At 54.4% G+C, this 13282-nt stretch carries 10 protein-coding genes; 6 read left to right on the forward strand and 4 right to left on the reverse strand.

Going from position 1 to position 13282, the window contains the following annotated elements:
* The first annotated feature begins 52 nt into the window (after positions 1-52).
* From MK110_15985 to MK110_15995, 3 genes are all read left to right on the forward strand, one after another.
* Complete coding sequence (locus MK110_15985; protein MCH2212804.1) at positions 53-1396, forward strand: DUF1501 domain-containing protein; 1344 nt, start codon at positions 53-55, stop codon at positions 1394-1396.
* Positions 1396-3054, forward strand: a complete 1659-nt coding sequence (locus MK110_15990; protein ID MCH2212805.1) for a hypothetical protein — start codon at positions 1396-1398, stop codon at positions 3052-3054. Before MK110_15985 ends, MK110_15990 begins: the two co-directional genes overlap by 1 nt.
* Positions 3055-3308: 254 nt before the next feature.
* On the forward strand, positions 3309-6155 hold the full coding sequence (locus MK110_15995; protein MCH2212806.1) for a VCBS repeat-containing protein: 2847 nt from the start codon (positions 3309-3311) through the stop codon (positions 6153-6155).
* Here MK110_15995 and MK110_16000 read toward each other — a convergent pair.
* From MK110_16000 to MK110_16010, 3 genes are all read right to left on the reverse strand, one after another.
* A complete protein-coding gene (locus MK110_16000) occupies positions 6152-7162 on the reverse strand; it encodes a galactose oxidase (protein ID MCH2212807.1) in 1011 nt (336 codons plus the stop codon). The genes MK110_15995 and MK110_16000 overlap by 4 nt on opposite strands.
* A 110-nt stretch (positions 7163-7272) precedes the next feature.
* Positions 7273-8454: a M20 family metallopeptidase gene (locus MK110_16005; GenBank protein MCH2212808.1), complete on the reverse strand. Its 1182-nt coding sequence runs from the start codon at positions 8452-8454 to the stop codon at positions 7273-7275.
* Positions 8455-8458: 4 nt separating this feature from the next.
* The gene (locus MK110_16010) at positions 8459-9430 is read right to left on the reverse strand and encodes an amidohydrolase family protein (GenBank protein MCH2212809.1); all 972 of its coding nucleotides are present in this window, start codon (positions 9428-9430) and stop codon (positions 8459-8461) included.
* Between the two features lie 190 nt (positions 9431-9620).
* On the opposite strand from MK110_16010, the gene eno reads away from it, so the two are divergent.
* Positions 9621-10895, forward strand: coding sequence for a phosphopyruvate hydratase (eno, locus tag MK110_16015; GenBank protein ID MCH2212810.1), 1275 nt, complete (start codon positions 9621-9623; stop codon positions 10893-10895).
* A gap of 61 nt (positions 10896-10956) precedes the next feature.
* Positions 10957-11640: a hypothetical protein gene (locus MK110_16020; protein MCH2212811.1), complete on the forward strand. Its 684-nt coding sequence runs from the start codon at positions 10957-10959 to the stop codon at positions 11638-11640.
* Here MK110_16020 and MK110_16025 read toward each other — a convergent pair.
* Complete coding sequence (locus MK110_16025) at positions 11612-12523, reverse strand: alpha/beta hydrolase fold domain-containing protein (GenBank protein ID MCH2212812.1); 912 nt, start codon at positions 12521-12523, stop codon at positions 11612-11614. The two genes, MK110_16020 and MK110_16025, sit on opposite strands and share 29 nt — an antisense overlap.
* A 368-nt stretch (positions 12524-12891) precedes the next feature.
* Here MK110_16025 and MK110_16030 point away from each other — a divergent pair, with 368 nt between their 5' ends.
* A complete protein-coding gene (locus tag MK110_16030; protein ID MCH2212813.1) occupies positions 12892-13266 on the forward strand; it encodes a DUF3127 domain-containing protein in 375 nt (124 codons plus the stop codon).
* The last annotated feature ends 16 nt before the right edge of the window (positions 13267-13282 follow it).

Below are 13282 nucleotides of genomic sequence, written 5' to 3' on the forward strand. Positions count from 1 at the left end.
ACGGCAGACACACTGAACGGTGCTGCACCGTCGCTGACGGAAGGATTTCAACATGGCACTCCGGAAAAACTGCGAAGGTACCACTCGTCGAGACTGTCTTCAGTTTGGCATTGGTGGACTGCTGGGCGGCAGCCTGATCAATACGCTGCGCGTTCGGGGTGAGTCGGCCGGTGTGTCCGGGGGACCTAAACCGACCGCGGACCACGTGATTTTAATCTGGATGGATGGTGGGCCAACTCACTTTGAAACATTTGATCCCAAGCCGGATGCTCCGGCCGAGTTTCGCGGGGAGTTCGGATACGTTAAGACATCGGTTCCGGGCGTTTTGTATTCAGAACACATGGTCAGACTGGCTGCAGGTCTGGACGACTGCGCCATGATCCGATCGATTCGACACAGTCATGGAAATCACGGTGCCGGTAACCACTATATGATGACCGGGGCACCAACACGAATCCCGGTTGGTTGTGGAGCGTTCGTCAGTTTTCATCCGAGTATGGGTTCGGTCATTGCCAAAGAGCGAGGCAAAGACAACGGATTGCCTCCGTATTTCACCACGCCGCGCATGTCACGATCCGGCGGCCCCAGTTTTCTTGGCGCAAAACACGCTCCGTTCGTTGTTCCGGATAATCCGAACACCGAAAAATTCAAAGTACGGGACGTCGCCCTGCCACGTGACCTGGCGGTCAATCGGTTTGATCGACGAACGGATCTGAGGTCCAAAATTGATAAACTGGTCCGACTCAACTCTGAAGTGGCCGGAGATCCTGTGGCAGCGTTTGATGAGTATCAGGAACAGGGATACAGCCTGGTCACATCTCCGCGTGCTCAACAGGCCTTTGATATTTCAAAGGAATCCGGTTCGATGCGCGAACGTTACGGTCGTAATGAATTCGGCCAGCGCTGCCTGCTGGCTCGTCGGCTGGTGGAGGCCGGTGTTCCCTTCATTACCGTATATGATGGTGGCTGGGACAGTCACCGAAACCTGTTTGGCTCTTTGGGCAAACGTTTGCCGAACTGGGATAATTCTGTTGCCACTCTGATTCAGGACCTGAAAGAACGGGGACTTCTCGACACAACGCTGGTCATAGCGATGGGTGAGTTCGGTCGCACTCCAAGAATCTCGACGTTATCCGGTACCAGTTCTCCGGGGCGCGATCACTGGGCGAATGCGATGTCGGTTCTCATGGCCGGTGGGGGAACACCCGGTGGAACCGTTGTTGGTTCAACCGACCGCAAGGGGTATGCGGCGCTTGATCGCGTCCTGTCACCAGAGAATCTGATGTCGACGATCTATCACAAAATGGGGATCGATCCAGGGCAGATTCTGTACACACCGGATGGTCGGCCAGTGCATCTCGTCAGCGATCCTGCGCCGATCAGTGAGCTGATTTGATGACGCACCGTATTCGGTCGCGTCAGTGGTCACGCCGACTGCTGATCGGAACCGCAATTCTGGGGATTGCGGCAACTGGAGCGTCCGCTGCAGACGCTCCGAATATTGATCGGCTGTATCCTGCCGGCGGTCAGCTTGGAACGAGTGTCAATATTCAGCTTGGGGGCAAGCCCGGTGATGAGAGTCTGCGAAGCTGGTCCGATTCGGGACAGCTACAGATCACCATCGCAGAAGACAAAAAATTTGCCACGATTGTGATCCCGGAAGATGCGCAGCCCGGAGTGCACTGGCTGCGGTTTTTTAATGCTTCCGGTGCGTCGGTTCTCAGGCCGTTCATCGTCGGCCATATCGCCGAAACGGTTGAGGAAGAATCCAACGATCTCCTGGATCAGGCCGATAAAATCAGCGATGACGCGGTAACCATCAACGGAGTGCTCAGTCAGGCAGGTGATGTGGACATCTGCCGAATTCGGGTGCCTGCCGGCCGAACACTCGTTGCATCGATGCAGGCCAACGGAGAACTGGGTTCTCCCATGGATGCGAGTCTGCAGCTGCTGAACGAAGCCGGAACCGTGATTGCTCAGAACGATGACGATCACGGAATGGATCCTCAAATCGCCTTCACCGTCCAAAAGGAAGGTTTTTTTTATATTCGGACATTTGCATTTCCATCGACACCGAACAGTACTGTCAAACTGGCCGGTGCAGAGAATTACGTCTATCGACTCACTTTGACCCATGGTCCGTTTATCGACCACATTCTGCCGGCCGTGGTCGATCATCGATCGGGGTCGGCCGTCACCGTGTGCGGATGGAATCTGACTGAACAGCTGCAGACTGCCGGTCTCACTGCGTTCGGCGGACAACAAACGTATTTTGGACGTGAATTCGCCCTGCCGCACAATGTGTATGGCGTCAAACATTCGAGTTACGTGGAGTCAGCAGAGTCGCGGGCGATGGCTGTGAATTCTTCCATCACCGGCCGGATTGCCGTTCCGGATGAAAAAGATGTGTACACACTGCCGGGAGTCAAAGATCAGAAGCTCGTTGTGAGTGTTCAGGCACGAGCGTTTCATTCATTGCTGGATCCCGTGTTAATGATCACTGCGGCGGACGGCCGTGTTTTGGCGGAAGCTGATGATGGTGGTGCCGCGACCTACGATTCAGAAACCAACATCACTGTACCGACGGACGGTCTGCTGAAATTTTCCGTGGAGGATCGATTTGGAGACGGTGGATTTCGGTATTTCTATACGCTGACCTGTGCGATTCCGCAGCCGGCGTTCTCTGCAACGCTCAGTGCGAATCAGTACCTGATCAACAATAGCGAAGCGGTTGAGGTTCCGGTGACGATCACCCGAACGAATGGTTATGCGGAACGTCTGACCGTTTCAGTCGAACGGCTGCCTGAGGGAGTGACGGCAGAACCGGCGTTTTCAGAAAAGGACGGTGACAGTTCCAAAGCCGTTACACTCAAGCTGATTCGTGATGAGAACGCACCGCCATTTTGCGGTCCGATTCAGGTGTTGTGTCAGGCTGCAGGCAGCAACCATCCCCGGTCGGCAACGGCGGCCATTGAGAATTCAACAGCAACAACGTCGGATATCTGGCTGACGGTCATGCCGGGGGAAGAAACGCTTTCGGAAGACGGTGGATAACTCCGGGGGGAGATTTCCTGCGGTCATCTTTCAGGCACTGATCGCCTGGAACTGCCCGTCGTCCGAGAATTTCGGTCTTCCTCTGTATTCGAATCCGCAGAAAACACCCGACATTGTTGTTCGCTTTCGATTACAGTCGTCATATTCTTGAGTCGGAAACACGTGACGGACGAATCATGATCCGGATCGATGTTGCAGGATGTGCACGGGATCTCTGTTTATTTCGGTCTGATCGAGCTTGGAAATTTGTAGACATGCGAATCAAACGAACCGGTGTTTTTGTGTCCCTGTCCCTGCTGATGTCGATGGCTGCGACGTGTTCTGTCAGGGCTGAAGAGAAGGCGTGGGTGCTGAATTCGTTTGTGGACTTTGGTGACGGCACGCTGGTTGATGGTGGTGCAAACACGTACGTTGCCGCCGACGGGACCGTCCGCCTGATCAATCTTTGGGACTTTAATAACGACGGCAATTTTGATCTGCCGATTGCCTGTGGCCAGGATCACGACGAACGGGTGGATCTGTCCATCTACTGGTCCGACAAAAGTGGATTTGCTTCGGATCGTCGAACCCGCCTCCCGACGGAGGGAGCGCTGGCAGCGGCAGCCGAGGACCTCAACGGCGATGGTTATATTGATCTGGTCGTTGCCAATCGATTCGATGGAGAAAAAACGAATCTTGACTCATATATCTACTGGGGTAGTGACGACGGATTCGATGCTTCAAATCGCAGTGCGCTTCCGACCAAAGCCGCCCAGGCCGTTGCGATTGCTGACCTGAACGGTGACGGACATCATGACATCGTTTTTGCTAACCGAGGTGTTGACTATCACGTTGTCATCGACCAATTTCAAAAGTCATTTATATATTGGGGTTCTGATCACGGTTATTCCGCCGGGAAGAGGACCGAGCTGCCAACGATTAACTGTGGGGACGTGACCATTGCAGACGTTAATCATGATGGTCATCCGGACATTCTGTTCGTGAATGAAGGCAACAATGAAGCTCAAAGTGGCGTCGTGGTCTATCTCGGCGATGCCGCCGGAAATTATTCTGACGATCGCCGCATTGAACTTCCGGGGGTCTACAGCTCAGCCGTGACAGTTGCGGATCTGAACCAGGATGGTCATGAAGAGATTATTCTTGCCAACATGTATCATTTGAATGAGAAGCCAGATCCGCCAACCGGAAACAGTGTCGGGACATATCGTGCTAACTCGTACATCTATTGGGGATCTGCTGCCGGATATTCGGCTGAATTGAGGACCGAGCTGCCAACGATCGGTGCCCGGGCAGCGGCGGTCGGAGACCTGAATGGTGACGGACTGAGTGACATTGTGTTTGCAAACAGTGCAGAGGGTGTCTCGTACATCTACTGGAACAGTCCCCGGGGATTCCTGGCCCACAGGCGTTCCCAGATTTTAGCACCGTCTGCCAATGATGTGGTCATCGAAGATATGAATGCGGACGGCGAAGCAGATCTGATTCTGGCCAACTATGCCAGTGACGGTTTCTTTGATACGGACTCATACGTGTATTGGGGGGGACCGCAAGGCTTTTCGCCGGACCGAAGACTGGAATTGCCAACATCCGGTGCGTCCGGAATCACGATTGCTGATTTTGACAACAACGGGCAAAAGGACATCGTCTTTATCAACAAGATTGAAGGTGTATCGTATCCGGGCGGGACGACCGCTGCCTTTGCCGAACTCGGACCGACCACGTCCTGGATTTACCTGGGCGATGACCAGGGCCGATTCAGTCCACAGCGGCGGGTGGGTCTGCCGACCGTTCGTGATACCGACGGATATATCAATTGTGACTTCAACTTCGACGGTTTTGCCGATCTGTTGCTCGCCCAGTACAGCACTCCCACTCACATTTTCTGGGGCGGACCGACTGGCCTTTCAGAGGACAACACCACGATTGTTCCTGACGGTCAGGCAGGGACCGGTCGTGCGGCTGACTTTAACCGGGACGGCTATCTTGACCTGCTGCTGGATTCGAACGTGATATACGGCCAGGAGTCCGGTTTTTCCAGGATCAATCGTTTCCGACTGACGCCCCGGGGCAAGTCGGAGTGTCTGGCAGACCTGAACGGTGACGGCTGGCTCGATGTTGTGTCGGCCGCCCGTCATAAGGTCACTCTGTTCTGGAACGGGCCCGGCGGCTTCGACAATGCCCGCACAACATCACTACTCATGCAGGGTAAAGACGCTTCGATGCCTGAGATCGCTGACCTGAATGGCGACGGCTACCTGGACCTTGTCGTTGTAAATCAGGTCGATGAGAACAAACCGCTTGGTCCCGGACAAGCACTCGTGCATCTGGCTAATCCGAACGCAGACGCGTGGATCTACTGGGGAAGTGATGCGGGTTTTTCTGAATCCCGTCGTTCAGCGCTTCCAACTATTGGTGCGAACGATGTCGTGGCGGCGGATCTCAATCGAAACGGGTACATCGATCTGTTTTTTCCCAGCTATCTTGGCGGAACCCACCGGCATTTCCCCGGCACGATTTACTGGAACAGTGCGGACGGATTCGACGTGGGACGTCAAACCAGGATCCCTGGCTACTCGGGATGCGGTACGTTTGCTGCTGACTGCAATCTGGACGGCTATCCGGAACTTGTTATTGCGAATCATACGCGAGTCGGAAACCACCGCAGTGACGTGTGGGTGTACCAGGGAAGTCCGGACGGTTATTCCCCGGACAAACGAACCTCTTTGCCGGCGACAGGTCCGCACTTCTTTTCACTTGTTGACATCGGCAATATTTATGATCGTTCGGAACGCTATGATTATCTCTCCCCGCCATTTGATGCCGGTTCCGGTGCAGACTACGAACGGATTTCTTGGAAGGCAGACACTCCGTTTCACACGCGCCTGGAGTTCCAGATTCGTACGGCAGAGTCTGAACAACAGCTCACATCAGCCGGCTGGCGGGGACCGGCGGGCGCTGACAGTTTCTATCGTACCAGCGGAACTCAAATTGCGGCGGCGAAGAACGATCGCTGGATCCAGTTTAAGGCCAGCCTGATCAGCCCGAATATGGCCAACACGCCCGTGCTGCGTTCGGCCACAATCAGTTATTCGAAGGATTAGTCATCTTCGAACCAGTTTTCCGGAACTTCCAGTGACCAGACTTCACTGTTCAGCGGTATGGCGTGTCCGCCGGCAATCCAGATTTTGTCCTGAAATACGAATGCGGAGTGTTCGTGGCGCTGTTTCCACACGACCTCTGATTTGAGCTGTTTCCAGTTCCGTCCGTCACTGGAATACCACGTGTCGTTCCAGTTGGCGAACGGTTTGTCGGACCAGCCTCCGATCACCCACATCCGGTCTCGATAAACGACGGACGAAAACCAGATCCGGGGATGCCATGCGGCAGCCGCGGTTTCCTGTTGCCAGTGAATTCCGTCTGCAGAGCTCCAGACGTCGTTGAGTGCGTGATACTCCGGTCGATAGTCTCCTCCACCGAAGACATAAATGCGGTCATTCAGCACGGCTGCCTGATGATATGCCCGTGGCGACCAGCCGGCGTTGTCCGTCACCAGCGTCCACTGGTTCCCGTCCGATGACATCCACACATCATTTTGGGTACTGTTTTCGTCGCCGAAATAGTAATCTTCGGTTCCGCCCAGCAGCCACATCTTTCCCCTGAATTCAACAAGTGCAGCTGCGATCCGCGGAGTCCAGCCTGCGTCGTCGGTGATCTGCTCCCATGAGACGCCGTCCGTGGAGGACCAGACCTGATTGCTGGCAGAATGGCTGGGCAGACGACCGTCATGCCAGCCGCCCATGAACCACATGCGATCTTTGAACACAATGCTCATCGACAGATCGCTGTGTTTCCACGGTGCCTTGTTTTCGATCAGTGTCCATGTCTTTCCGTTCGCAGAACTCCACACGTCACGGGGCGGTGCTGCTGTCGTATTGAACCATCCGCCGAAGATCCACAGACGATCTTTGTAGACAACTTCGCCCTGTGAGTCCCGAGGCTGCCAGCCCGCATGATCAGTGACCTGAACCCAGTTGAGTAGGTTCTCATCTGCCCAGGCAGGGATTGATGACAGTACGACCATTGACAGAACGCAAGCAGCATATTTCATGGCAGAAGGCGTTTCCGGCAAAACGCATAGAGGATTGGACGGTGTTACTGACCGTCAGATCATACACACTGCATAAAGCCTGGCGACCGATCGGAGTAGGCCACAGCAGTTCAGCTTTCATGAGCGGATAAAAACCGAAACAGAATCTCAGCGGCCTGGTCCAGCTGAGCGGCATCGATCCATTCGTCTTTTGTATGTGCCTGTTCGATCGATCCCGGACCAAACACAACCGTGGGGATTCCTGTCGGCCCGGTGACGGCTGCATTGGTTCCGTACGCGACTCCAAGTTTCTGACACGGTCCGGATACGGCTTCCACATGAGTCAGCAGGCTGTCGGCCAGAGTTCCGTTTCTGTCATCCGACAGGGATCCGGCCATGCACCACGCCGGAAGCATTTCGTATTCGAACGTGAGGGATTTACGGAGCCAGGCATCCACCTGTGCGATGACCGTTGATTGATCCTCGCCAGGGATCACCCGACGATCGATTTCAATCGTACACTCATCCGGTACGACATTGACACTGATCCCTCCGTCGATTCGGCCGACGCTGAGTGTCGGCGAACCACACAGGACGTGCGGAGTCGATTCCCGTTCGAGCTGAACAGCGTATTCCTCAAGCCGGGAAACAACTTCAGCCATGCGATAGATGGCATTAATGCCGTCCGACGGCTTCGAGCTATGCGCCGCTTTTCCGGTCGTCCGCAGTTTCCAGCGTGTGACGCCTCGATGAGCCACCACGATATCCAGCGATGTCGGTTCGGCGATGATGATCGAATCCGGCCTGCGTGCCAGCCAGTCGGCGGGATGATGATCGGTTTGAGTCCATCGAGCAGTCAGATCCCGTACACCCGTCATTCCCTGTTCTTCGTCACATGTGCAGGACATAATGATGTCACCGGCTCCGGAGGGGCGTTCACGTACCACCCGGGCAAACGCTGTAAGCATCGATGCCATACCCCCCTTAACATCGCAGGATCCCCGCCCGTAAATCCGGCCGTCCCGTTCTTCCGGTTCGAATGCCGGAATTGTCATGCCGTCAACAGGAACGGTGTCCTGATGGGCGTCCAGCATCACTGTCGGACGATCCGGGTTTCCTTGGTACCGGGCAACGATGTTACTGCGTTTTGGCATGATTTCGATGCGTTGATAGTCAGCACCAAGATCGGTGAACCACTGTTCCAGATAGTCGGTCATTCCGGCTTCGAGGAACTCCGGTCCGGACATATCGCGTCCCATCGGATTGACGCTTGGAATAGCGATGAGTTCTTTAAGCAGTTCAGCAGGGCGCATCAGATTATCCCAGTCGATAGACCTTCACCGCGTTATCGTGAAACATCTTCTTTCGAAATGTCGCTGACCGGCTGCTGACGACCTGTTTGAGTGCTTCCACCCACTGCCGATAGCTGGCACCCAGCAGACACACGGGCCAGTCGCCCCCGTACACGCATCGATCTTCGCCGAAGGCATCGAGACAAAAGTTGATATTGGGAGCCAGATCGTCCGGTGACCAGTTGTGTTTATTGACTGACGCTACAATGCCGGAAATCTTAATGAACATGTTGTCCTGGTCGGCTGATGCACGGATGCCATCCTGCCATTTTGCTCTTAGTGCCTGATCCGTCGACTGGACACTGAGATTTCCGCAATGATCCACCACAAATCGCGTATTGGGACACTTCTTTGCCAGTGTTGCCCCGTGAATGACCTCATCCGGCCGCAGACACAGGTCGAAGTTGATACCCAGATCTGCCAGTCGACGTATGTTATCCACAAATTTTGGCTGCAGACAAAGCCCTGTCGGGCGGTCCGGATCGTTGAGCACGGTGCGGACACCCTTGACGGCATCTTTCCTGGACAGCGGGGTAATGTAATCGGCGAAGCCCTCATCGTGCGGATAGCCGCCAATCACGGCCCCCACCATGGAATTGTCTTTTCGTTCGCAAAGGTCGATAACGTACTCAGCTTCGGCCTGCTGTTGAGACGGGTGGACATTGATTTCCATATAGACCGTTTTAACGATATTCAGTCCTTGAGTGTGTTCAACGTAATCCGGCATCAGGAAGGTATGTCGAATCGGCTCCAGTTCTGCGTTGTTCGGGTCCATCCATGGCAGATTAAACCGACGGAGATCCCAGAGGTGCTGGTGTGTATCGATGATTGGTACGGATTCAGCGGTTGTCACAGCTCCATCAGTGCGTGACAGCCCGGCTGTACCGATGACCGCTGCGGTTGATTGCGAAATAAAATCGCGGCGAGTGGTTGTCATGTCGGACCTTTCGTGACATTGAGACTCAGGGAGGCAGGATCGTAACGCAGCAACAGGTTTGTTAGAAATGAATTTATTGACTACTGTCGCTCTGTCCCGCTGACGGGTCGATTTTCAGAGGATCAGTTCTCAAACAAATTCAGCCGACTGGAACCAGCAAACGACGATGTACGAAACGAGAGACTTCAATATGAGTGCTGCAATTGCCGATGTTCACGCCCGTGAGATTCTGGACAGCCGTGGAAATCCGACTGTCGAAGTAGATTTGCTGCTGGATGACGGAATTATTGGTCGAGCGGCTGTCCCCAGCGGCGCCAGTACCGGGGCCCACGAAGCACACGAACTTCGTGATACCAGCGTGACTGACCGGTATCTGGGGAAGGGGGTTCAGCAGGCCGTTCAGAATATCAACGGTGAAATCGCGGACGCCATCATCGATCTGGACGTGTGTGATCAGGCCAATGTCGATCGAGTCATGATTGAACTGGACGGTACGGAAAACAAGTCCCGTCTGGGAGCAAACGCAATCCTGGCCTGCTCGCTGGCCGCTGCTCATGCCGCAGCCAGAGCATCCGGACTGCCGTTATTTCGATATTTGGGTGGTGTGGGTGCCCATTGTCTTCCGGCTCCCATGATGAACATCATCAATGGTGGCGAACATGCGAACAATGGTATCGATATTCAGGAATTCATGGTCATGCCCTTGGGGTTTGACAGCTTCAGTGATGCGCTGCGAGCGGGCACCGAAGTCTTCCACGCTCTCAAAAAAGTACTGGGTGACAAAGGGCTCAGTACTGCAGTGGGTGATGAAGGTGGATTTGCTCCCGATCTCAGCACGAATCAGGAGGCCTTGGATGTGATTCTTGTTGCTATCGAAAAAGCGGGATATGCCGCTGGTGACCAGATTAAGATCGCCCTGGACTGTGCAGCGACGGAATTCTATGACGTAGATAAGGGCATCTATACGCTGGAGGGCAGGTCGATTGATTCTGAGGGTATGGTTGGATTGCTTGCAGAATGGGCAGATCGGTACCCAATCTGTTCGATCGAAGACGGTTGCAGTGAAGACGACTGGGACGGCTGGAAGAAAATGACCGATATGATTGGTGACCGCTGCCAGCTCGTTGGTGACGATCTTTTTGTGACCAATTCCAAACGTTTGAGCGAAGGAATCGACAAAGGCGTTGCGAACAGCATTCTGGTCAAGGTTAACCAGATCGGTACACTTTCTGAGACCATTCAGGCAGTGCAACTGGCCGGGAAGCACGGTTATACATCTGTGATGAGTCATCGTTCGGGTGAAACGGAGGACACCACCATTGCTGACCTGGCCGTGGCTCTGCAAACCGGACAGATAAAAACTGGGTCGGCCAGTCGGACGGACCGCATCTGCAAATATAACCAGCTTCTGCGGATCGAGGAGATCCTTGGGGAAACCGCCTCATACGGCGGCACCATTTCATAACGGTCTGCCACAGTCACATCGGACTTGTTCCGTCAGCTGTGTGGCCTGCCGCTCAGCATCCATGTCCGAAACCATATTACAACCAGCCGATCATCTACCGTCCGGAACAACAGCCTCCGGGGCGTGGACGGTCTCGCTGGCGTTTTGGATGATATTGCTGAGTGCAGCTTTGATCTATGGTTCTGTTGCAGTTGCTCCGCGGCTTTATACGTGGATTAACATTCGTCATGACTTCATTCAGAACGCTCATCAGCTCAACACGCTGGAAACGGAAGTCGACTATCTGGAGCGGGTGCGGGACGCACTGGAGTCAGATCCGGAGTTTGTGCGCAGAATGGCGGACGCGTCGATTGCAGAAGGCGCGGGAGACGGTGAGTTGATTCCGGTCAGTGGCGAACTTCTTTTCGGCAGCGAAGACCGGCTGCAGGAACGGATGCCGGAACTTGAGGTGACTCCGGGGACCTCGGTGGCACAGCGTCTTGCCGTTGATCGAACGTTGCGTGGTGTTCTGCTGGGCAGTGCCGGTCTGCTGGTTGTTTTCGCATTCACGGTGCTCAACGGGACCGGCGGGCGTTTTGTGGCTCTGGTCAGACGATTGGCCGCGGCAGCCGTTCGACTGCCGCTGGCCCGTTATTTCCGAATCGCTCCACCACCGTTGAAGAACGCCGGCGAAGTTCAGGCGGCAGCCAATCAGAGTTCTCCTGATCGTAGCATACCTAGGGCGTCAGCAACTTATCGAACATGAAGGCTTCTGCTGACGAATATGTTTCCGAGTCTGATGTTCCGGGTATAAGCAGATGGCACTCGGTGCCGACAGCCTCCGCCTTTTCCCGAACTTTCACTCCGTACACCCCGTGATGGATTCCATGTCCTGCGTTTTTCGAGGGAAGAGTCATGTCTTCGGGGTATGTCATCAGAAGTGGTGGATCGTCAGACGTCAGATGATTGATTGGTGAGAATTCAGCATAGGTTTCCTGGTGCTGAGCATAGTTTTTCAGGGCATCCTGCATGTTTTTTTCACCGACGCAGCACCAGATCATTCGATGTTTGAGCACGTTGGCTCCTAACCAGGATTCAATCATCTTCGGATCAATCGAGGTTTGTCCGGACAGAACCGCGGCACCGCTGACACGTGTTGATTCCCTCAGCACCGGATCTGCTGAATCGGGACGGGCCATGTCGTCGTGAAACAGCAGCCACATGGAAGTACAGGCTCCGGCACTTCCGCCGGTCAGTACAATCCGGTCGCTGCGGATATTCCATTCTGTGGCTCGCTGTCGAAGGTACTGAATGGCTCGAGCTGCATCGTGGACCGGAGCCGGCAGGGGATGTTCCGGTGTGTGGCGATAGTTCACTGCTGCACAGGAAATCCCTTTCTCCAGAAACGGACGTACCTGGTGAGGCATGCGTTTCTTGTCGCCACCCGTCCAGCCGCCCCCGTGGATATATACCAGCAGCGGACGCGGGCCTGTCCCGTCGGCAATCCAGATGTCCAGTTGACATACCGGATGTTCGGAGTAGGCCACATTCGCATGAGTCGGTGGCAGACCGTTGTCGTCAGCAGAAGTGACTGCGGCGAACAAACCTGCAATCACTGCGGATAGAACCGGAAAATTGAAATGTTTCATTATTAAGGAATCTCTGCAAGTCTGGTACGGTGCGAAAAACAATGAGTTCCTGCATCAAAACCCAGCTTTTGGGAAACGACGGGCTTCCTGGAGACCAGGTCCGATTGTTGAGTGTACTGAAGTATGCGGTGGTGAATCCGGCAGGGAGACTGATTCCGGAGCGAACGGGGTAAACAAAACCCTGTTCGCCAGGCCAGCAGGCAGTACCACCGGTTTTTAAAGATATCGGGACGGTGGCGAAATGCCTTACAGAAACCTCGATCCGGTTGTTGTAAAGACAGACCCTGTTTACGATGTCGTGCATTGGCAGTCGACAGCACGTCAGCCGCGTCAGCATCAGGGCATTCGGGTCCAGCCAGGGGGAAGTTATGAGTCATGCAACGGTCACCGGTATCGTTCATGTGATCGAAGAAACAAAAACCTACGGGCAGAATGGATTCCGCAAGCGACTGCTTGTGCTGGAGCAGGATAACGGTCGTTTTACCAGTCACATTCCGGTCGAATTCATACAGGATAGCTGTGATACTGTGGATCAGCTTAAGATCGGCGATGAGGTTGAAGTGACCTATCGGCTGAATGGCCGCAAGTGGCAGCGTGACGCAAACAGCGAAGTTAAATATTTCCTTAGCGCGGAGGCCATGGGCTTTAACGTGATCAATTCGGGTTCGAATGACGCTCCTGCGGATGACGCTGATGCACCGTACGGAGAGACATTCGTATCCGATGAAGAACCTCCGTTTTAGACCAAATATTGGTCAT

This window comes from Fuerstiella sp., assembly GCA_022447225.1.
In the GTDB taxonomy this organism is placed as follows: domain Bacteria; phylum Planctomycetota; class Planctomycetia; order Planctomycetales; family Planctomycetaceae; genus S139-18.